Raw genomic sequence first — 20,474 nt, 5'->3', positions numbered from 1 at the left:
CGATCCAACTTACTTTTATAAGGGGTTGCTGCACTGAGTCGCCACCCCGTAAGGACTGTTCACGCCCGGCGGGGTGACGGTCTGGGTAGTGTAATCGGTGCTTAATCCCATCAAGTGTACCAGAGAGGTGTAGGTGGACTCAGTGCCGCTGGCCTGACCGCGTATCGTCAGGTTCACATCCAGCCAGTTAACCCGGTCGCGCGGGTACACCAGCGAGACCGTGGCGCGGCCGGTGGAATCGGTGGTCACGCTTGGCGTCACGGTGACCGGAATGCCCGGATCCAGCTTGCCATTACCGTTGGTGTCTTCGCCGGCATCCAGGATGCCGTTGTTGTTGACGTCCTCGTTGCTGCACGAAATACGCACCACCGGTTCCCACGGACCGGACGGCGAGGTGTAGCCCAGATAACCCTTGTAGTAGGTCGACGGCAACACCGAGGCGGTCAGGTTGACGCCCGATACCGCATTGCCGGCGGCGTCGGTGACGATCACCACGTAGTCCATCTGATAGGTGGCGGTGGTCGGCACGCCGACCGTGTTACCGGTGCCGGCGCTGATGAACAGCGATTTCTGCGCCACGGTCAGGTTGACGGTGGCGGTGGCATTGGAACCGCCGATGATGCGCGCCTGGATCTGCACGCCATTGGTGGCGGTGGCCGAGGTGCCGGCGATGAAGCTGGCGGTGGCGGAGCCGTCGGTGCCGGTATTGACCAGCGCCGGCTGGCTCAGCGAGCCACCGCTGGCATCGGCCAGGATCGAGAACGACACTGGCGCATTCTTGACCAGGTTGTTCTCCGCAGTGCCGTCGCGCACCACCGCGCGCAGCGTGGACTGCTGGCTGGTGCTGGTGGTGGTGTTGACGCCGATGGTGGCCGGATCGGCCTGGATCGAGATGGTCGCGCTGCTGGTCAGCGGCGCCACGAACTCCAGGTTGTTCTGGGTGGTCTGGCCGCCCGAGGTGGCGGTCAGCGTGGCCACACCGGGGCCGGTGGCATTGACGTAGGCGGTGGCGGCGCCGCTGCTGACGCTAAGAGCGCTGCTGAGCGCGGTGGTGCACGACGAATTGCTGTACACGGTGCCGCGCGACGTGCTGATGGTGACCGTGCTGCCCGGCGCGTTGGTGACCGCCACCTGCTGGCAGCCGCCGATATTGGCCGAGGTCTCGACATTGCCGCTGCTGTCCAGCAGCTTCAGCGCGAAGGTGGAGGAATTGATGGCAATGCTGGTCGACGCGATCTCGCCCATCGACTTGACGGTGATCACATCCGCCGAGCCGCCGCTGGCCGCATAGCTCAGCACCAGCTGGCCGGCCGAGTTGGTCACGGCCGAACCTCCATCCTTGACGCTCAGCGAGTTGGCGTTGGAGCTGTAGGTGACAGTCTTGCCGGTCAGCGCATTGCCGGCCGAGTCCACCAGCTTGACGGTGACGTCGGTGCTGGAACCCACATTGATCGACGAGGCCGCGTTGACGGTCAGCTTGTTGCCGCTGACGTTGACCACGGTGGTGGCCACCGCCGAACCGCTGACGCTGGCGCTAACGGTGATGGCGCGCGACGTCGAGTCGCTGCCGGTGCCCAGCTTGCCGGTGACAATGCCGCTGCTGTCGGTGGTGGCGTTGCTGACGGTCAGGCTGCCGGAATTGCTGCTCATGCTCACGGTCACGCCCGGCAGCACATTATTGCTGGCGTCGCGCACCAGCGCGGTGACGGTGACTTCATTGCCGGTGATGCCGGCCGAGGCCAACGTGCCGGAACTGGTGGTCAGCGTCAGCGTCGGCACCGAATTCACCACCTGCACGGTGACGGCCGACGACGTGACGCTGCCGGCCTTGGCGGTGATGGTGATGGTGCGCAGCGAGGAATCGCCCTTGACGCTGAGCTTTTCAATCACCTGACCGGAGGTATCGGTGGTGCGGTTGGTGCTGGAAATCGTGCCCGAGCTGGTGGTGAAGCTGACGGTTTCGCCGGACAGCGCGTTACCGCCGGAGTCGCGCACAATGGCGGTCAGCGTCACTTCGGTGCCATCGGCACCGGACGAAGCAATGGTGGTAGCGCCGGCCGTCAAAATGACGCTGGCGGCCTTGGAAGTCACCGTGCCGGTACCATTGACTGGGGTACCTGCCGAGCCGCCACCACCGCCGCACGCGGCCAGCAGGCCGGCGCAGGCGAGCGTGGTCAGCCATCCTGTGATTTTATTCATGAAACGATTCCTCGAAGTTGATTCAATCTAGCGCGCCGTTGACAGGCGCTCGGTCACGATCTTCGGCGTGATAAATACCAACAGCTCCGTCTTGTCATTGGTGCGGCTGTTGCTGCGGAATAGGTAACCCAGCACGGGCAAGTCACCCAGCAGCGGCACTTTGTCGGTGGTGCTGCGCTCGGTCTGCTGATAGATCCCGCCCAGCACCACGGTGCCGCCGTTATCCACCATCACCTGGGTTTTGACGTGTTTGGTGTCGATCGCGTAACCGGAGCGGGTTTCGGTGCCCACGCTATCCTTGTTGACGTCGACGTCGATCACCACATTGCCGTCCGGCGTGATTTGCGGCGTCACTTCCAGCCGCAGATTGGCCTTGCGGAATTGAATCGAGGTGGCGCCGCTGCTGGTGGCCACCTGGTACGGCAGCTCGACGCCCTGCTCGATCAGCGCCACCGACTTGTCGGCGGTAATCACGCGCGGGCTGGAAATGATCTTGCCGGTGCCATCCTCTTCCAGCGCCGATAGTTCCAGATTCAGGAAGCGGTTGGCCGCCGCCGAGAACAGGCTGATCGCCAGGCTGCCGGCCTGGTTGCCGTTGATGCTGGCCGCCGGCAGGTTGACGAACTGGGAGTTGGAGGCGGCGCTGTCGGTGACGGCGATCTGGCCGGTGGTTTCCTGCACGCCGGTGATGTTGCCGCTGACCGCCACGCTGGTGTTGCTGCTGCCGATCTGGTAACCCGAGGTGCCGCCCTGCTGGGTGCGCAGGTCGGTGAAGCCGAGCTTGGCGCCGAGGTTGCGGGTGAAGGTGTCGCTGGCCTCGACGATACGGGCCTCGATCAGCACCTGCTTGGTGGCGACGTCGGTCTTGGCGATCAGGCGGCGCACATCGTCCAGCTTGGAGGCGATATCGGTGACGAACAGCTGATTGGTGCGCGGCTCGATGATGGCGCTACCGCGCTTGGACAGGATGCGGTTCTTGCTGTCGGCGCCGCCCTCCAGGCCAAACACGGTTTTAAACGCCTCGGCCTTCTGGTAATTCAGCTGGAAGATTTCCGACTTCAGCGGCTCCAGGTCGGCGATCTGGGCTTTCTGTTCCAGCTCCAGCTTTTCCTTGGTCAGCAATTCTTCCTTGGGCGCGATCCACAGCACCGAGCCGTTCTTGCGCATGTCCAGGCCCTTGGCCTGCAGGATCACGTCCAGCGCCTGATCCCACGGCACTTCCTTCAGGCGCAAGGTCAGGTTGCCGCTGACGCTGTCGCTGGTGATGATGTTGAGGCCGGAAATATCGGCAATCGCCTGCAGCGCCGCCCGCACTTCCACGTTCTGGAAATTGAACGACAGCTTCTCGCCGCGATAGCCCTGCGAACCCTGGGTCAGCTTGTTTGGATCTTCCTTGATCGGTTTGACGTCGACCACCAGCTGGGTGTCGCTCTGGTACACGGTCTGTTCCCACAGGCCGCGCGCCTCGATGGTCATGCGCGTGTTCTCGCCCTGCGGCACGGTGGTGACCTGCGATACCGGGGTGCCGAAGTCGCCCACGTCCAGCTTGCGGCGCAGGTTTTCCGGCAGGCCGGTCTTGAGGAAATCGACCACCACGCCGGTCGGGGTCTGACGCACGTCAACCGCCACCTGGTTGTTGGGCAGGTCGACCACAATGCGGCCCTCGCCGTTGGCGCCGCGACGGAAATCGAGATCGCGCAGCAGTTGCCGCGCGGCTGGTGCGGCAGCCGGCGCAGCCGGAGCGGCCGGAGCGGCCGGCACGCCGCTGGCATCGACCGCGGTGGCGACGCCGCCGGAACCATCAATGGTCAAAATCACCGACTTGCCGTCGATGACGGTAGCGTAGTTGAGCGCGCGTTTCAGATTGAACACCAGGCGCGAGCGTTCGCCGGCCTGCACCACGTTGACGCCGCGCAGATCGCCCTGGTTCAGTTCCAGCGTGGTCTTGCCGGTGGCGTTGACGGTGGCGCCGAAGTCGAGCGCGATACGGGCCGGATTGCTGATCGCAAAGCTGATCGGCGCTTTCTCCGGCGCGTTGCGCAGCGCAATCTTGACGATGACGTTGGCGCCCTGCTGGTTGGCGGTAATCGATTCGATGGCGTTGGCGTTGCCGGCGCCGTTCTGGGCGTGCGCCGGCAGCAACTGCATGCACAGCGCCAGGGCGAATAGCGGCGCCCAGGTCGCGGCGGCGAGCAGGCGTCGGGCCGTATGATGAGCGGTCATTTGGTGTTCTCCTTGCTTTCCTGCAGTTCCAACTTGGACAGGCGCTCGACCCAGTCACCGGTGGCGTCCTGGACGATTTCCTTGATATTGACGGTGTTCTCGTTGATGGCGGTGATGCGGCCGTAGTTCTGCCCCAGATGCTGGCCCACCACCACCTGATGCACGGCGCGGTCGACCTGCAGCACGGCGTGCACCACGCCTTTTTTCTCAATGGTGCCGACCATCTTGATGGTGTCCAGCGGATAAGTCTCCAGCAACTCCTTGCGGCGCTCGGTATCCGGCTTGAGGCCGTTGCCGCCGCCGGCGGCGGCCTGCTTGGCCAGCTCGGCCAGCAGCTTGTTGGGATTGAACGGATCGAGATCGTCCTTGTGCTGGTAGGCGTAAGGGATGAAGGTCTTGGGCTCGGCCAGCGGCGGCACCCGCACCTGGGTCTGGGCGTCGACCTGCTTCATCCAGGCGCGCACTTCCTGCACGTCACTGTCGCCGCAGCCGGCGAGGGCGGCCGTCAACAGAACCAGCCAGGCGAAATTCAAGGTTTTCATGATCGTTTGGCCGCCTTTTTCTTGTCGGCGGCGGCCTTGCGCTGTGCGGCCACTTCTTCCGGATCGAGGTAGCGGAAGGTCTTGGCCACCGCTTCCAGCATCAGCGTGCCATCTTTGCCGGTGCTCAGCGCCAGATTGTTGAGGGTGACGATGCGCGGCAGGTTGGCGATGTCGCCGGTGAAGGCGCCGATGTCGTGGTAGCTGCCGGTGATCTTGATGTCGATCGGCAGCTCGGCGTAGTAATCCTTGACCACCACCTGTTGCGGCTTGAACAGCTCGAACTGCAGGCCACGGCCGGTGCCGGCCTGATTGATGTCGGTCAGCAGCGCCGCCATTTCGGCCTTGCTCGGCAGTTGCTTCTGCAGACGGTCGACGTACAGGTCGACCTGGGCCTTCTGCGCCCGCAGCGCCTCCAGGTTGATCGCCTGCGCGGTCTTGATCTTGTACTCGTCGCGCAGCTTGGCTTCCTGCTGGGCGCCGGCGTCCTGTTCCTCGAACTGCGAGCTCCAGTAGGCGAAATAGCCGGCCACGCAGACGGCGGCGGTCACGCCCAGCGCACACAGGGTGCGCGGCAGCACCGGCCACTGGCCCGGATGACGGCCGCTGAGATCGCGGAACTGGTCCGCCAGATTGGCGAACACGTCGTTGAGGTTGATGTTCAGATTAGCCTTGGCCATGGCGCGTTCCTAAGCGTGGGCCGGCGGCATGCCGGTGGTCGGTGCGGCGCCAGCTGGTTTGCCCTTGGCGCCCTCTTCCGGCTTGTCCTTGTCGCGCGGACGCTTGATGTTGACGTTGAGGTTGAACTCCACCACCTTGCGCGCGGTCTTGCCGGCGCCCAGGCCAGTCGACTTCACCTCAATCAGGTCTGGCTTTTCCAGCCACGGCGACACGCCGGCCAGATTGCGCAGCAATTCCGACACCCGCTCCTGCGACTGCGCATAACCGTTGACGGCGACCTTCTGCCCATCCTGGCGGAAACCCTTCAGGTAGACGCCGGCCGGCGTCTGCTTGACCAGCTCATCCAGCAGATACACCGGCTGGTTGCGGTCGCCCTGCAAATCCTCCACCGCCTGCTGGCGCGCCTTCAGCGCTTCGATTTCCTGCTTCAGCGTGGCGATCTCGGCGATCTTTTTGTCGAGGCCGGTGATGGCGGTTTTCAATTCCTTGTTGCGCGCTTCCTGGATCGCGATCGCGCGCGCGTTATAGCCGCCCACCAGCAGCACGATGCCGACGCCCACCACGGCACCCAACGCCAGCAGCGCAATGAAGGCTTGCTTCTTTTGCTTGCGCTTTTCCTCGCGGTGCGGCAGCAGGTTTATGCGTATCATCAGCCGAACCTCCGCATGGCCAGGCCGCAGGCCACCATATAGGCCGGGGCGTCGAGCCGCAGCTGCGATTCGCGCACCGAAGGGCCGATCTGCATGCCCTTGAACGGCGAGATCACCGCGCTGGAAATGCGGGTGCGGCTGGCCACCAGGTCCAGCAGGCCGGGAATCAGCGCGCAGCCGCCAGCCAGGTACAGCTGGTCGACCCGGGTGTAGGGAGTGGAGGTGTAGAAGAACTGAATGGCGCGGGTGATTTCCAGCGCGGCGCTTTCCAGGAACGGCGTCAGCAGCTCGGCCTGATAGTTTTCCGGCAGGTCGCCGGTTTTCTTGCGCGCCTCGGCCTCGTCGAACGACAGGCCATAGCTGCGCACGATGTCCTGGGTCAGCGTGTTGCCGCCAAACGGCTGCTCGCGCTCGTAGACGGTAACGCCGTCCAGCATCACCGAAATATGGGTCACCTGGGCGCCGATCTGGAACAGCGCGATCACCTGGTTGGTACCGGCTTCCGGCAGTTGGGCGATCACGCGGTCCAGCGCGGCGCGCGCGGCGTAGGATTCAATGTCCATCACGGTGGCCTTGAGGCCGGACGCTTCGGCAATCGCGACCCGGTCCTCGACCTTTTCGCGGCGCGAGGCGGCCAGCATCACTTCAATGTCCTCGGCCGAGTTGGCGGCCGGGCCGATGACGTCGAAGTCCAGGCTGACCTCATCAAGCGCAAACGGGATGTACTGGCTGGCTTCGGACTCGACCTGCACTTCCAGCTGGTCTTCCGACAGCCCGGCCGGCAGAATGATTTTCTTGGTGATCACGGACGCCGGCGGCATGCCCAGCGCGGCCAGGCGCGCCTTGGTGCCGCTCTTCTTCCAGACCCGGCGCACCGCTTCCACCACCTGGTCCAGGTTTTCGATGTTGCCGTCAGTGACAGCGTTGCGCGGCAGCGGTTCGCTGGCATAGCGCTCCAGGCGGTAATCGCCGGCGCCCTTGCTGCCCTGCGCCAGCTCCACCAGCCGCACGCTGGAAGTGGAAATATCAATCCCCACCAACGGCGGGTTGCCTTGGCCCAGCAGGGTTTTGAGATCGATCATGCGCATCCCCCGTCACCATGGCTGGCGCCTGCACCGCAGTGCATCCGAACCTGCTGTCGAAGTGTTTGCATAAATGGAACTCGTTTTAAAACCAGCGTTTAGAAGGCTTATATCAGCCTGTACATTAAATCCTGCCTATTTAAGTGTAAAGGTATTTCTGCTGTGCACAATTGCCGTTGTGTGAGGGTTTCGCCACACTTGTTTTTCACTCTGTAGCAGCAAAAACAACTGATTTATTTTATTGCTATCGGGAAAATATTTCTGTCATTTGGCACGACGCGCCGTGGGCCTTGCCGCTCGCTTATAATCACCCGCACACATAACAGAAAGATCGAACTGCATGGCTTCTTCCAATTCGGCCCCGCCACCATCCGGCCCGTCCGACCAGGGCGCGTCCAAACCGCGCAACAAAGCTTCCCGTTTCTTCCTGCTGGCCGGTCTGTCCGTGCTGGGACTGGGCGTGACCGGCGTGCTGCTGGTGGTGTTCGGCCTGGCGCTGGCCTATCCCAATCTGCCCGAACTCGACACGCTGACCGACTACCGGCCGAAGATGCCGCTGCGGATCTTCTCCGCCGATAACGTGCTGATCGGCGAATTCGGCGAAGAGCGCCGCAACCTGGTGCGCATCAAGGACATCCCCGATGTGATGAAAAAAGCCGTGCTGGCGATCGAGGACGACCGTTTCTACGAGCACGGCGGCGTCGACTACACCGGCATCCTGCGCGCCGGCCTGCACAACGCGCTCGGCAGCGGCGGCAAGCAAGGCGCCTCCACCATCACCCAGCAGGTGGCGCGCAACTTCTTCCTGTCCAGCGAACAAACCATCAAGCGCAAGGTGTACGAGATGCTGCTGGCGTGGAAGATCGAAAAGAACCTGAGCAAGGATCAGATTCTGGAGGTCTATATGAACCAGATCTATCTGGGTCAGCGCGCCTACGGCTTCTCGTCCGCCGCACAAATCTATTTCGGCAAAAATCTGCGCGACATTAGCGTGGCCGAAGCCGCCATGCTGGCCGGCCTGCCAAAAGCGCCATCGGCCTACAATCCGGTGGTCAACCCGAAGCGCGCGCGCACCCGCCAACAATACATTCTGCAACGCATGCATGAGCTGGGCTACATCAGCGACAAGCAATTCGAGGCCGCCAAAAACGAAGAGCTGAAAGTGAAAACCGACAGCAGCGAATTCGGCGTGCACGCCGAGTACGTGGCCGAGCTGGCGCGCCAGCTGGTGTACGAGCAATTCAAGGAAGACACTTACACCCGTGGCTTGAACGTGTTCACCACCATCACCAAGGCCGACCAGGACGCCGCCTACCTGGCGCTGCGCAAGGGCGTGATGGATTACGAGCGCCGCCACGCCTATCGCGGCCCCGAGGCGTACATCGACATCCCGGCCAACAAGGAAGAGGCCGACGACGCCATCGAGACCGAACTGGCCGACCATCCGGACAGCGACGACATCATCGCCGCCATGGTGCTGTCGGCCACGCCGCAGCTGATCACTGCCGTCACCGCCTCGGGCGAGGAAATCAAGATCAGCGGCGCCGGCTTGGAACAGGGCCGCTCCTGGCTGTCGGACAAGAACCCGCCGAACAAGCGCATCCGTCGCGGCGCGGTGATCCGCGTCATGCAGGAGGGTAAAGACTGGCTGGTGGCGCAGATGCCGGAAATCGAATCGGCCTTCGTCTCGGCCAGCACCACCGACGGCGCGATCAAATCGCTGGTGGGCGGCTTCGACTACAACCGCAACAAGTTCAACCACGTGACCCAGGCCTGGCGTCAGCCGGGCTCGTCGTTCAAGCCGTTCATCTATTCGGCGTCGCTGGAGCGCGGGCTGTCGCCGGCCACCATCATCAACGATGCGCCGATCTCGTTTGACGCCGGCCAGACCGGCGGCCAGGCGTGGGAACCGAAGAACTACGACGGCAAGTACGAAGGCCCGATGACCATGCGCAAGGGCCTGACCAAGTCCAAGAACATGATCTCGATCCGCATCCTGCACCGCATCGGCGCCAAATACGGCCAGGAATACGCGACCCGCTTCGGCTTTGACGCTGAAAAGAATCCGCCCTACCTGACGCTGGCCCTGGGCGCCGGCAACGTGACGCCGCTGCAAATGGCCGGCGCCTACGCGGTGTTCGCCAACGGCGGCTACAAGGTCAGCCCTTACCTGATCTCGAAAGTGACCGATGCCGACGGCAAGATCCTGTCGCAAGCCCATCCAGACCTGGCCGGCGACGAGAAAAACCGCGTGATCGACGAGCGCAACGCCTTCCTGATGGATAGCATGCTGAAGGACGTGGTGCGCTTCGGCACCGCCGCCAAGGCCAATGTACTGGGCCGCCGCGACATCGCCGGCAAGACCGGTACCACCAACGATTCGATCGACGCCTGGTTCGCCGGCTACCAGCCGAAGCTGGTGGGCATCGCCTGGATTGGCTATGACCAGCCGAAAAACCTGGGTAACCGCGAAACCGGTGGCGGCCTGGCGCTGCCGATCTGGATCAGCTACATGCAAAAAGCGCTGAAGAGCATTCCAATCGAGGAACGCGCGGTGCCGGAAGGCGTGATGCTGGTGGGGGATGAGTACTACTATGCGGAAAATCCGCCGGGCGCCGGGGTCAACAACCTCGACGCGCCGGGGCACGGCACCCCGGCCGAGGAAAAGGCCAAGGACGCGGTGAAAAACGAGCTGTTTTAAGCCGGGCTGACCACCACCGGACTGCCGCCCTGCTTCGTGACTTCCTCGGACAGGGTGGCAAACAGCTCGGAGCCGTCGCGGGTGTTGAGCCACTGGCCGTCCTTCTGACGGTAGTGATAACCGCCCGAACGCGACGCCACCCACAGCTCCTGCATCGCCGCCTGGCTGTTGACGATGATCTTGGAACCATTGTCGATAAACTCGATTTCCAGCACATTGCCACTGCGGCTGCACTCGACATCGGTCATATCGGCATCGTTCAAACGGTCCAGCGCCGCCTCGATCGCGTTCAAGGTGGCCTCGGCTTGCGCCAGGAATTCTGATTCGCCCATGCTACACTCCAGTATCTGCACTTAAATAATTCGTGATTCTATCGTGAAGTCCACTCTCCGTTTGATTATCCTGAGCGTATTGCTGAGCGGCTGCGGCCAACCCGGCCCCCTGTACCTGCCCAAGAGCCCTGCGGCCAAGGCTGCCAAGAGCAGCACCGCCCCGGCGCCGACTTCTGAACCCGCTGCCACTCAACAATAATCCTCTATGTCGCAATTTTCGTACAAAGCCGGCGTGCTGCACGCCGAAGACGCCGCGCTGAGCGCTATCGCCGAACAGTTCGGCACCCCGACTTACGTCTACTCCAAGGCCGCGCTGCTGGCCAATTTCGCCGCCTACGCCGACGCCTGCCAGGGCCGCGACGCGCTGGTGTGCTACGCCATGAAGGCCAACTCGAATCTGGCCATCCTCGACCTGCTGGCGCGCCAGGGCGCGGGCTTCGACATCGTCTCCGGCGGTGAACTGAAGCGCGTGCTGGCGGCCGGCGGCGATCCGCAGAAGGTGATCTTCTCCGGCGTTGGCAAGAGCGTGGAAGAAATGCGCCTGGCGCTGTCGCACGACATCCTGTGCTTCAACGTTGAATCGATCCCCGAACTGCACCGCCTGAACGAGGTGGCCGGTTCCATGGGCAAGAAAGCGCGCATCTCGCTGCGCGTCAACCCGAACGTCGACGCCAAGACCCACCCTTACATCGCGACCGGCCTGAAAGCCAACAAGTTCGGCGTCGCCTTCGACGACGCGCTGGCCACCTACCGCACCGCCGCCCAGCTGCCGCACCTGGACGTGGCCGGCATCGACTGCCACATCGGCTCGCAGTTGCTGGACGACGCGCCATTGCTGGAAGCGCTGGACCGCCTGATCGAGTTGATCGACCAGCTCAGCGCCGAAGGCATCGAGCTGCACCACCTGGACATCGGTGGCGGCATCGGCATCGACTACCGCGTCGAAGGCGAAAAAGCGCCGGTGCCGGTGGGCGACTACCTGGGCCGTTTGTTCGCCAAGATCGACGCCTGGCGCACCGCCCGCCACAACGGCAAGGGCATCAAGGTGATCTTTGAGCCGGGCCGCTCCATCGTCGGCGACGCCGGCGTGCTGCTGACCAAGGTGGAATTCATCAAGCACGGCGAAGAGAAGAACTTCTGCATCGTCGACGCCGCCATGAACGACATGGCGCGTCCGGCGCTGTACGAGGCATGGATGGACATGCAACCGGTGGTGCAGCGCGACGTCGCCACCGCCAGCTACGACATCGTCGGCCCGATCTGCGAATCCGGCGACTGGCTGGCGCGCGACCGTTCGTTGGCGGTGGAAGCCGGCGACCTGCTGGTGATGCACACCGCCGGCGCCTACGGCATGACCATGGCCTCCAACTACAACACCCGTGGCCGTGCCGCCGAGGTGATCGTCGATGGCACCGTGCCACATCTGGTGCGTCAGCGCGAGAAGGCGGAAGACCTGTACGCGCTGGAATCGGTACTGAAGTAAATCGCGCTAGCCGCCGTTCTTGCGCAGCAGGGACGGCGGTTCATTCGCATACAGCGGCGGCAACAGCGGATTATCGAGCACAAAACAACGACTACTGCCCGATTGCAACTGCCGTATCTCCTTCTGGAAATGGCGCGCGGTCAGCGCGTCGAGCGAGCCATCGCGCTTGACCGCCGCCAGGCCGGCCTCCAGCCGCTCGGCCATGCGTGGCTGGTTGGCACTGATGTAAAACATGGTCGGCAGCGGGTAATACAACAGCAGATCCGGCACCACTGTCAGGCCGGACGTCAGTCGCGGATGCTGCTCCAGCAGCGAATCCACCTCCACCACGCTGCACGGCAGATAATCGAAGCGCTTGGTGGCCAGCATTTCCACCAGCGTCTCCATATTGCCGCTGGCCTGCACCTTGTAGCCGTTGTGGCGCAGTATCTTGACATCCACCCAGCTGCGCCCCTGCCCCGCCGTGAGCCGCTTGAGCTGCGCCTGGCTGACGATGGTGCTGAATTTCTGTAAATCCTCCTGACGCACGATCAACTGGCGGTAGCCCAGCAGGCCACCCATGATGGGCGTGCTGACCAGGATATTGCGCTCATCCCCGCTGCTGCCCTCGTCGCTGCGCCAGGGACCGACGTGGACGTTCAGCCGCTGACCCAGATGCACTTCGCGCCACACCCGCATGGTGCTCATATTGTCCGGCACCCGGGTGACGGAGAAGGCACCGTAGGCCGGCTCGGTTTTCTTCAGCGCCAGCGTCAAGGCGGCGACCTGATAATCGTCGCGCTTGGGGGTGCGCCCCCACTCGTAGTACAAATAGGCCATGGCGGCGTTGGCCGCGCGCACTCCCCGCGCGCTCAGCGCCAGGGCAGCCAGCGCCAGCAGCACGTCCCGACGCGATACTGGCGTGTATGAAGACTGCATGCAAAGCAGTCTATGCCATGTTGCGGCGCGTTGTCACCTTCCAGTAGAGGCGTGCGAGCAACAGCGTGCCGAGGATGAGGCCAAAGATAATCGGCTGGGTGAAATTGTGCTTGCCCGCCTTCATCCACCAGAAATGCAGGATGGCCAGCGGCGCGATCACGTAGATCAGCCGGTGCAGCCATTGCCAGCGCTTGCCGCCCAGGCGCTTGATCATGCCGTTGGTGCTGGTGACCGCCAGCGGAATCAGCAGCACGAAGGCGATGAAGCCGACCGTGATGAAGGGCCGCTTCAGCACGTCTTTCCACATCTCGGCCAGATCGAAGAAATGGTCGAACCACAGGAAGGTCATGAAGTGCAGGAAACCGTAGAAGAAGGTGTACAGCCCCAGCATGCGGCGCAGCTTGACCAGCCAGTTCCAGCCACTGAGCCGCCGCAACGGCGTCACCGCCAGCGTAAAGCACAGGAAGTACAGCGTCCAGTCGCCGGTGCCGCGCGTGATGAATTCCAGCGGATCGACCAGTTGGCCGGTCACGGTCAGATACACCATGCGCGCCAGCGGCACCAGCGCCAACACGAACAGCACGGCCTTGAGCCCGCTGGTTTGCTTGGTCGTCAACATCAGTAGTATTTTTTCAGATCCATGCCGGCGTACAGCGGCGCGACATCGTTATAGCCGTTGAACATCAGCGTCTTGCGCTTGCGCGACAGGAAGCCGTCCTCGCCGATGCGACGCTCGGATGCCTGCGACCAGCGCGGGTGGTCGACGTCCGGATTGACGTTGGAGTAGAAGCCATACTCGTTGGGCGCGGACAGATTCCACGAGGTGCGCGGCTGGTCTTTCACGAAGCGGATTTTGACAATCGACTTGGCCGACTTGAAGCCGTACTTCCACGGCAGCACCATGCGTACCGGGGCGCCGTTCTGGTTCGGCAGTACTTCGCCGTACATGCCAAAGGTCAGCAGCGCCAGCGGGTGATTGGCTTCGTCGATGCGCAAGCCTTCGGTGTAGGGCCAGTCCAGCACGCGGCTGCCGACGCCCGGCATCTGCTTCTTGTCGGCCAGCGAGATGAACTCGACGTATTTGGCATTGCCGGTCGGCTCGACCTTCTTGATGATCTCGGAGAACGAATAACCGATCCACGGTATCACCATCGACCAGCCCTCGACGCAGCGCAGGCGGTAGACGCGTTCTTCCAGCGGCGCCAGCTTCAGCAGCGCATCGATATCCAGCGTGATCGGCTTCTTGACCTCGCCTTCGATGGACACCGTCCACGGCCGCGTTTTCAGCGTGCCCGCATACATTGCCGGCTCGCTCTTGTCGGTGCCGAATTCATAGAAGTTGTTGTAGGTGGTGGCGTCCTTGAACGCGGTCTGCTTGTCCAGCGCGGAAAAGGCCGGATTCAGCTTGGCGGGCAGTTTGACGCCCTGGGCGAAGGCTTCGCGCTGCGCCATTTCCAGCAGCGCGGCACTGCCCAGCGCGCCCATGGCGAGCTGCTTCATGAAGCCGCGGCGCGCTTCGTACACCTCGCGCGGCGTGATTTCAGAGGAAAACGGCAGGTCTATGCCATTAGGGGGACGCTTGATCAGCATGTCGGCTCCAGAAGATTGGTCTAGGGCTAAACCTTACACCGAATCCCCCGGAACGAATATTAAACTTAAGTTTACAATTTGCCGTAGGAGTGCAAACCGGACAGGAACATGTTGACGCCCAGGAAAGCGAAAGTCGTCACCACCAGGCCCACCAGCGCCCACCACGCTGCCGGACGGCCGCGCAAGCCCTTGGTCAAACGCATGTGCAGCCAGGCCGCGTAGTTCAGCCAGACGATCAGCGCCCAGGTTTCTTTCGGATCCCACGACCAGTAGCCACCCCAGGCTTCCGCCGCCCACAGCGCGCCCAGAATCGTCGCGATGGTGAAGAAGGCGAAGCCGGCCGAGATGGCTTTGTACATCACGTCATCCAGCACTTCCACCGATGGCAAACGGTCTTTCAGGTAGCCCGAGGTTTTCAGCAGGTAGGCGGCCGACACCATGGCGGCCAGCGCGAAGTTGCCGTAACCGATGAAGTTGGCCGGCACGTGGATCTTCATCCACCAGCTTTGCAGCGCCGGCAGCAGCGGCTGGATGTCGGCGGCGTTGCGCGAGGTGGTGTACCACATCAGGAAGCCGATAGCGGCCGAAATCACCAGCAGCACGAACGGGCCCATCTGGCGGGTGGCGTAGCGCTGTTCGAAGTACAGGTAGAACATCGCGGTGATCAGCGAGAACAGGATGAACACTTCGTACAGATTGGAGACCGGAATGTGGCCGACGTCGGCGCCGATCAGGTAGGACTCGAACCAGCGCACCATCATCGCGGTCCAGCCCAGCACCACGGCGGACCAGCACAGCTTGGAGCCGATGCTGGAGGCCGCGCCCGAGCGGCCGGCAAAGCCGATCCAGTAGAACACGGTGGAGATGACAAACATCACGCTCATCCACAGCACCGCCGACTGGCTGGACAGCATCATGCGCAGCCAGAATTTCTTGGTGCCGTTGTCCAGCTGGCCGGCGTACATGGAGATCGCCCACAGCGACAGCAACGCCACCAGCGGCATCAGCCAGCGCACCGGTTTCCAGTGCCAGCCCAGCGTGGCGAACACCGGCACCGCCGCCAGCAGGATGCCCTGCTCGTAGATATCCATGTAGTGGCCGAAACGGTTCAGCGCAAACACGGCGCCGGCCAGCAGCGCCAGCGCGTACAGCCAGTCGACCACGGTCAGGCGCTTGAAGTAGCCTGGCGCCTGGGTGTAGGTTTGCTGGGATTGGGTCATTTCCATCATGTTCTCCTGCTTATGCCGCCGATTGCGGCAGTTTTTGCTTCAGTATTTCAAATTCGCGTTCAAAGTCCAGCGTTTTGCGCTGGGTGCTCATGGCCATCAGCGCCTCGGTGCCAGTGCCGTCATCCTTGATCCAGATCCACAGCCGGCGCTCGCGGATGTAGAACATCGCAAACACGCCCAGCACCAGGAACAGACAGCCAAGATACACCACGTTCTTGCCCGGCGAGCGCGTCACCTGGAACACCGATGCCTTGATTTCGGTGAAATCGTCCAGTTGCAGGTAGACCGGGGCGCCATAGAAGAAGGCATCGGACAGCGCGTTGGTGGCCAGTTGCAGGAAGCGGGCGTGGACTTCATCCTCGCCGACCGGCTCCAGGCCATCCTTGGCGCGCGCCACTTGCCACAAGTCCCACAGGCTGCCGTTGAGGATTTTCATGAACACGTCGGCGGCTTTTTCCTGCTCGCCGGCCGGGATTTTTTCCAGGAACTGCGAGATGGCCATGAAGCCACCGGCTTTGTCGCTGCCGGCGAAGATGGTCAGGCTCTTGTCGGCCGACGCTTGCAGCTGGGCGCGCAGCGCGTCGCCGGCGGCCGAGTTGGGCGTGGCGCGGGCGGCGTAGCGTTTGGCGGCGGCGGCGCGCAGATCTGCATCCTGCAGCGCGGCGCGCAGACGCATCCATTCAGTCACGCTGTGGCCGTCGTCGGCCGGGATGCGCAGGTAGCTGAAATTGTCCGATGGGTTGGCGCGCACGCCGGCCAGGAATACGGTGGCGCCATCGACGGTAATCGGCTGCATGTAATTGTTGTACTCGCGCGCCTGGCCGGTCTTGTCGCGCAGCTTGTAGCTGACGCTCGGGCCGACGTTTTTCAGATCCTTGTTGACGGCATTCTTGCCGGCCGAGCCCATGTGCTCGCCCAGCTCTTCCTGCAAGCTCTTGCCTTTCTTGACCGAGCGCGGATCTTCGGTCGCGCCGACGTTCTCGACGTTGAAGGGACGGAAGCCGGACCATTCCACGGTGTAGGCATCGCCCAGCGGGGTCGAGGCACCGACTTCGCCGGCGATCTCGAAACGCTTGCTGTCGTTGCCGCTCATCGGGAAGCCGCTGAGCTTGAGCTTGCTGCCGCCATCCTCAAAGCTGGACTGGTAAATCGCCACGCCCTTGAAGATCAGCGGATGGTTGACCTCGATGGTGCCTTTGACGGTTTCGCCGGTCTGGTTGTCGCGCACTTCCACATCGCTGGCAAACAGCTTGGGCATGCCGGTGCTGTAGAAATCGATGGTGAATTTTTTCAGGTTGATGGTGAACGGCAGTTCCTGAATCAGCACGCCATCCGGACGGTTGAGGATGGCGGTGCTGCTGTTCTGCCCTTCCGGAATCATGGTATTGCCGCGGAAGGTGGGATTGCCGGTGCCGAGGCGGTGCTGCGGCGGCACTTGCGAGATCAGGCCGCTGCCATTGAACGGCGTCTTGCCGAGGAACCATTCCTGCAGCCGGATCGGGATATCCGAATCCATCACCGCGCCCAGGCAAATCACCACGATGGCGCTGTGCGCGAAGATGTAGCCGAACTTGTTGGCCGCGCCCTGCTTGGCCGCCACCAGCGTGCCATTATCCTTGTCGACCAGCTTGACCTGATAGCCGGCATCCGCCAGCCGCGCCGCGCTCTGCTGCGCCAGCGCCGTGCGCGCCAGCGACGAGCGCCATTGCATCTTGTGGTGGAAATTCAGCAGCGATTGCTCGCGCACGTTCTCGCGCCAGCTGCGCATATCCTTCAGCATCTTCGGCGCGTTACGGATGATGCACAGCGAGGTGGACGTCACCAGCATGGTCATCAGCAGCAGGAACCACCAGGCCGAATACACGCTGTACAGGCCCAGCTTGCGGAAGATCTCATACCAGAACGGGCCGAACTGGTTGATGTAATTGGACGCCGGCTCGCCCTGCTTCATCACGGTGCCGATGATGGCCGCAATCGCAATCATCGCCAGCAGGGCGATGGCGAAGCGCATGGAAGAGATCAGCTCGACAACTTCAGCGACGACGGCGCGGCGGGTGTTCAGCTGGATGCCGGTGGTACTGGGGCTACTCATTCAGATTCTTTAATAAAGTGGTGGCAGGCGGCAGCATACCAACAAAAAGGGCAGCCTGCTCACGCAGCCGCCCCCTTTCTTTTTGCCTGGTCTGCACGTTAATCATGCAGAATTTTTAATTTTATTTCAGGCCCGCTACGTAATCTGCAACGGCTTTCATCTCTTCGTCCGACATGCGCTTGGAGATGGTGGCCATTTCGACGCTCTTGCGGGTGCCAGCCTTGAACAGACCCAGCTGAGCAAACGTATAGTCCTGATGCTGACCGGCCAGACGCGGATACTGAACCGGGATGCCGGCGCCGGTGGCGCCATGACAGCTGGCACAGGCCGGCACGCTCTTCTCGGCGATGCCGCCACGGTAGATTTTCTTGCCCAGCTCAACCGTGTCCTTGTTCTTGGCGGCGCCCGGATTCTGCTTCTGCGTCACCAGCCAGGCCGCGACGTTATGCTTTTCCTCGTCGCTCAGCATCTTGGCGTAGGTGGTCATCACCGGTTGGCTGCGATCGGCGGTGGTGAAGGCGACCAGCTGCTTGTACAGATAACCCTCATGCTGGCCGGCCAGCTTGGGATTGACGGAGATGGTGGAGTTGCCACCGGCGCCATGACAGGACACGCAGGCCGGCAGACCACGGGCGTTATCGCCGTCGGTGAACAGGGCGGCGCCTTTGGCAGCATCGATTTTCGGGGCAGCGGGTTGGGCGGGCTTCTTATCGTCGGCGGAGGCGGTAGCGGTGGCAGCTACAGCGAGCAAGGCGACGAGCATGGTTTTTACAAACGGTGAAAACACACTATTCATTCAAGCACCCTAGGAGGAGTCTAAAAAGTTGGTACCAACAGTGCCCACCGCAGCACTGATGCGTGCTTAGAAGCACTTGGTATCGACTCATTGTACAATAGCTTAAAAAAATACCTGCTTTAAACTGTTGCTTTTTTCCCCACTCCCTCCCCATGTCCAAACTCTGGCAAGCCCGCTTCTTTACGACCGTTAACCAATTGCGCGATCTGCCCGACACCCAGGTGCCGGAAATCGCCTTTGCGGGTCGCTCCAATGCCGGTAAATCGACCGCCATCAACATCTTATGTAATCAGAAAGGGTTGGCCTTCGCGTCCAAGACGCCGGGCCGGACCCAGCACATCAACTTCTTCTCGATCGGCGGCGCCCATGTGGCGCAGCACCGCAAAGATCCCACCATCGTCGACGAAATCCAGGCGTTGCTGGTCGACTTGCCGGGCTACGGCTATGCGGAGGTGTCAGGTTCGGCCAAACTGCACTGGCAGCGCCTGCTGGGCGACTACGTGCAGCGCCGCGACCAGCTGGCCGCGCTGGTCCTGATCATGGACTCGCGCCGCCCATTCACCGAGCTGGACGTGCAGATGCTGGAATGGTTCGCCCCTACCGGCAAGCCGATCCATTGCATCCTGACCAAGGTTGACAAATTGAACCGCAACGAATCGGTCAACGTGCTGCGCCAGGCGAAAGCCAAGCTGGACAGCTACGTCGACGAAGACGGCGAAGGCTTCCCTTTCACCGTGCAACTGTTCTCCGCCCTGAAACGGGTCGGCATCGACGAAGCCAACGACAAGATTCTTGAGTTGTGCGGCCTGGCGGAGGACGACCAACCTGCCACCCCAGACCCAGAAGTAGGAAGTGATAGCGATGAGTAAAGTATCTGCCCAATTCCCCGCCATCCGCATGCGCCGCATGCGCCGTGATCCGTTTTCCCGCGCCCTGATGCGCGAAAACGTGCTGACGCCGGCGGACCTGATCTACCCGGTGTTCATCCTCGAAGGCACGCACCAGCGCGAAGCGGTGAAGTCGATGCCGGGCGTGGAACGGGTTTCGGTTGACCTGCTGCTGAAGGTGGCGGAAGAATGCGTGGCGCTGGGCATCCCGGTGCTGGCGTTGTTCCCGGTGATCGACACCGCCAAGAAAACCCCGGACGGCATCGAAGCCACTAATCCGGAAGGGCTGGTGCCGCGCGCGGTGCGCGCGCTGAAGCAAGCGTTCCCGGAGCTGGGCATCCTGACCGACATCGCGCTCGACCCGTACACCAGCCATGGCCAGGACGGCCTGATCGACGACGACGGCTACGTCATCAACGACATCACCACCGACATGCTGGTGCGCCAGGCGCTGTGCCATGCGAATGCCGGCGTCGATGTGGTGGCGCCGTCGGACATGATGGACGGCCGCATCGGCGCCATCCGCGAAGCGCTGGAATCGGCCGGCCACATCCACACCCGCATCATGGCGTATTCGGCCAAGTATGCATCGGCGTTCTACGGCCCGTTCCGCGACGCGGTCGGCTCGGCGGCCAACCTGGGCAAAGGCGACAAGAACCAGTACCAGATGGACCCGGCCAACAGCGACGAAGCGCTGCGCGAAGTCGGGCTGGACCTGGCCGAAGGCGCCGACATGGTGATGGTCAAGCCCGGCATGCCCTACCTGGACATCGTGCGTCGTGTAAAAGACGAATTCAAGGTGCCGACCTTCGCCTACCAGGTCAGCGGCGAATACGCGATGCTGAAAGCCGCCGCGCAAAACGGCTGGCTGGATCACGACAAAGTGATGATGGAATCCATCCTCGCCTTCAAACGCGCTGGCGCCGACGGCGTGCTCACCTACTTCGCGCTCGACGTCGCCCGCAAGCTGAAAGCGCAATAAAAAATCCGGGGTCAATCCTCCCAAAGCTACACGGGCTCTACCGTAGCGGAACGCTACGGTAGAGCCCGTGTAGCTTTGGGAGGATTGACC

General features: G+C 62.5%; 18 protein-coding genes. 5 read left to right on the top strand and 13 right to left on the bottom strand.

The annotated features are described in order from the left end of the window. Positions 1-15: 15 nt before the first annotated feature. From GJ699_RS27355 to GJ699_RS27330, 6 genes are read right to left on the bottom strand one after another with little or no spacing between them, the layout of a single operon-like run. Positions 16-2,199, bottom strand: a complete 2,184-nt coding sequence (locus GJ699_RS27355) for a beta strand repeat-containing protein (RefSeq protein ID WP_154382417.1) — start codon at positions 2,197-2,199, stop codon at positions 16-18. A gap of 27 nt (positions 2,200-2,226) precedes the next feature. Further along, positions 2,227-4,422 (bottom strand): type IV pilus secretin PilQ, encoded by a 2,196-nt coding sequence (locus tag GJ699_RS27350; RefSeq protein WP_154382415.1) that lies wholly within the window; start codon positions 4,420-4,422, stop codon positions 2,227-2,229. Then, complete coding sequence (locus GJ699_RS27345) at positions 4,419-4,964, bottom strand: pilus assembly protein PilP (RefSeq protein ID WP_154382413.1); 546 nt, start codon at positions 4,962-4,964, stop codon at positions 4,419-4,421. Before GJ699_RS27345 ends, GJ699_RS27350 begins: the two co-directional genes overlap by 4 nt. Continuing rightward, complete coding sequence (locus tag GJ699_RS27340; RefSeq protein ID WP_154382411.1) at positions 4,961-5,641, bottom strand: type IV pilus inner membrane component PilO; 681 nt, start codon at positions 5,639-5,641, stop codon at positions 4,961-4,963. Before GJ699_RS27340 ends, GJ699_RS27345 begins: the two co-directional genes overlap by 4 nt. 9 nt (positions 5,642-5,650) lie before the next feature. Further along, on the bottom strand, positions 5,651-6,292 hold the full coding sequence (locus GJ699_RS27335) for a PilN domain-containing protein (RefSeq protein ID WP_154382409.1): 642 nt from the start codon (positions 6,290-6,292) through the stop codon (positions 5,651-5,653). Then, entirely contained in the window at positions 6,292-7,374 is a 1,083-nt protein-coding gene (locus GJ699_RS27330) for a pilus assembly protein PilM (RefSeq protein WP_154382407.1), read from the bottom strand. Before GJ699_RS27330 ends, GJ699_RS27335 begins: the two co-directional genes overlap by 1 nt. 340 nt (positions 7,375-7,714) lie before the next feature. Between GJ699_RS27330 and GJ699_RS27325 the strand changes: the two genes are divergently transcribed. Beyond that, positions 7,715-10,075: a penicillin-binding protein 1A gene (locus GJ699_RS27325; protein WP_154382406.1), complete on the top strand. Its 2,361-nt coding sequence runs from the start codon at positions 7,715-7,717 to the stop codon at positions 10,073-10,075. Here GJ699_RS27325 and cyaY read toward each other — a convergent pair. Then, entirely contained in the window at positions 10,072-10,407 is a 336-nt protein-coding gene (gene cyaY / locus GJ699_RS27320; protein WP_154382404.1) for an iron donor protein CyaY, read from the bottom strand. The two genes, GJ699_RS27325 and cyaY, sit on opposite strands and share 4 nt — an antisense overlap. Before the next feature lie 43 nt (positions 10,408-10,450). Here cyaY and lptM point away from each other — a divergent pair, with 43 nt between their 5' ends. Both lptM and lysA read left to right on the top strand, forming a co-directional pair. Further along, complete coding sequence (lptM, locus tag GJ699_RS34775) at positions 10,451-10,606, top strand: LPS translocon maturation chaperone LptM (RefSeq protein WP_371867688.1); 156 nt, start codon at positions 10,451-10,453, stop codon at positions 10,604-10,606. 6 nt (positions 10,607-10,612) lie between these two features. Further along, positions 10,613-11,890, top strand: coding sequence for a diaminopimelate decarboxylase (gene lysA, locus GJ699_RS27315; protein ID WP_154382402.1), 1,278 nt, complete (start codon positions 10,613-10,615; stop codon positions 11,888-11,890). 6 nt (positions 11,891-11,896) lie between these two features. Here lysA and GJ699_RS27310 read toward each other — a convergent pair whose 3' ends face one another. From GJ699_RS27310 to GJ699_RS27285, 6 genes are all read right to left on the bottom strand, one after another. After that, positions 11,897-12,808 carry a transporter substrate-binding domain-containing protein gene (locus GJ699_RS27310; RefSeq protein ID WP_154382400.1) on the bottom strand — a complete coding sequence of 304 codons (912 nt, stop codon included), beginning with the start codon at positions 12,806-12,808 and terminating at the stop codon, positions 11,897-11,899. Positions 12,809-12,818: 10 nt separating this feature from the next. Continuing rightward, positions 12,819-13,427, bottom strand: coding sequence for a protein-methionine-sulfoxide reductase heme-binding subunit MsrQ (msrQ, locus tag GJ699_RS27305; protein ID WP_154382398.1), 609 nt, complete (start codon positions 13,425-13,427; stop codon positions 12,819-12,821). Continuing rightward, positions 13,427-14,398, bottom strand: coding sequence for a protein-methionine-sulfoxide reductase catalytic subunit MsrP (gene msrP / locus GJ699_RS27300; RefSeq protein ID WP_154382396.1), 972 nt, complete (start codon positions 14,396-14,398; stop codon positions 13,427-13,429). Before msrP ends, msrQ begins: the two co-directional genes overlap by 1 nt. A 71-nt stretch (positions 14,399-14,469) precedes the next feature. Next, positions 14,470-15,624, bottom strand: coding sequence for a c-type cytochrome biogenesis protein CcsB (gene ccsB / locus GJ699_RS27295; protein ID WP_154382618.1), 1,155 nt, complete (start codon positions 15,622-15,624; stop codon positions 14,470-14,472). Positions 15,625-15,637: 13 nt separating this feature from the next. Beyond that, complete coding sequence (locus tag GJ699_RS27290; protein WP_154382394.1) at positions 15,638-17,719, bottom strand: cytochrome c biogenesis protein ResB; 2,082 nt, start codon at positions 17,717-17,719, stop codon at positions 15,638-15,640. Positions 17,720-17,840: 121 nt separating this feature from the next. Further along, positions 17,841-18,515, bottom strand: coding sequence for a c-type cytochrome (locus GJ699_RS27285; RefSeq protein WP_154382392.1), 675 nt, complete (start codon positions 18,513-18,515; stop codon positions 17,841-17,843). A gap of 152 nt (positions 18,516-18,667) precedes the next feature. Between GJ699_RS27285 and yihA the strand changes: the two genes are divergently transcribed. Then, positions 18,668-19,384, top strand: coding sequence for a ribosome biogenesis GTP-binding protein YihA/YsxC (gene yihA / locus GJ699_RS27280; RefSeq protein ID WP_154382390.1), 717 nt, complete (start codon positions 18,668-18,670; stop codon positions 19,382-19,384). Further along, positions 19,377-20,384, top strand: a complete 1,008-nt coding sequence (gene hemB, locus GJ699_RS27275) for a porphobilinogen synthase (RefSeq protein ID WP_154382388.1) — start codon at positions 19,377-19,379, stop codon at positions 20,382-20,384. The genes yihA and hemB overlap by 8 nt, the downstream gene beginning before the upstream one ends. Positions 20,385-20,474 lie beyond the last annotated feature (90 nt).

It is taken from the genome of Duganella guangzhouensis, from assembly GCF_009674535.1.
Lineage (GTDB): Bacteria > Pseudomonadota > Gammaproteobacteria > Burkholderiales > Burkholderiaceae_D > Rugamonas > Rugamonas guangzhouensis.
Note: the sequence above shows the minus strand (reverse complement) of the source record. Positions and strands in the feature narration are given on the sequence as shown.

Coding starts and splice junctions, on each gene's coding strand:
- GJ699_RS27355 (WP_154382417.1), bottom strand. CDS start 2,199: ATGAATAAAATCACAGGATGGCTGACCACGCTCGCCTGCGCCGGCCTG.
- GJ699_RS27350 (WP_154382415.1), bottom strand. CDS start 4,422: ATGACCGCTCATCATACGGCCCGACGCCTGCTCGCCGCCGCGACCTGG.
- GJ699_RS27345 (WP_154382413.1), bottom strand. CDS start 4,964: ATGAAAACCTTGAATTTCGCCTGGCTGGTTCTGTTGACGGCCGCCCTC.
- GJ699_RS27340 (WP_154382411.1), bottom strand. CDS start 5,641: ATGGCCAAGGCTAATCTGAACATCAACCTCAACGACGTGTTCGCCAAT.
- GJ699_RS27335 (WP_154382409.1), bottom strand. CDS start 6,292: ATGATACGCATAAACCTGCTGCCGCACCGCGAGGAAAAGCGCAAGCAA.
- GJ699_RS27330 (WP_154382407.1), bottom strand. CDS start 7,374: ATGATCGATCTCAAAACCCTGCTGGGCCAAGGCAACCCGCCGTTGGTG.
- GJ699_RS27325 (WP_154382406.1), top strand. CDS start 7,715: ATGGCTTCTTCCAATTCGGCCCCGCCACCATCCGGCCCGTCCGACCAG.
- cyaY (WP_154382404.1), bottom strand. CDS start 10,407: ATGGGCGAATCAGAATTCCTGGCGCAAGCCGAGGCCACCTTGAACGCG.
- lysA (WP_154382402.1), top strand. CDS start 10,613: ATGTCGCAATTTTCGTACAAAGCCGGCGTGCTGCACGCCGAAGACGCC.
- GJ699_RS27310 (WP_154382400.1), bottom strand. CDS start 12,808: ATGCAGTCTTCATACACGCCAGTATCGCGTCGGGACGTGCTGCTGGCG.
- msrQ (WP_154382398.1), bottom strand. CDS start 13,427: ATGTTGACGACCAAGCAAACCAGCGGGCTCAAGGCCGTGCTGTTCGTG.
- msrP (WP_154382396.1), bottom strand. CDS start 14,398: ATGCTGATCAAGCGTCCCCCTAATGGCATAGACCTGCCGTTTTCCTCT.
- ccsB (WP_154382618.1), bottom strand. CDS start 15,624: ATGGAAATGACCCAATCCCAGCAAACCTACACCCAGGCGCCAGGCTAC.
- GJ699_RS27290 (WP_154382394.1), bottom strand. CDS start 17,719: ATGAGTAGCCCCAGTACCACCGGCATCCAGCTGAACACCCGCCGCGCC.
- GJ699_RS27285 (WP_154382392.1), bottom strand. CDS start 18,515: ATGAATAGTGTGTTTTCACCGTTTGTAAAAACCATGCTCGTCGCCTTG.
- yihA (WP_154382390.1), top strand. CDS start 18,668: ATGTCCAAACTCTGGCAAGCCCGCTTCTTTACGACCGTTAACCAATTG.
- hemB (WP_154382388.1), top strand. CDS start 19,377: ATGAGTAAAGTATCTGCCCAATTCCCCGCCATCCGCATGCGCCGCATG.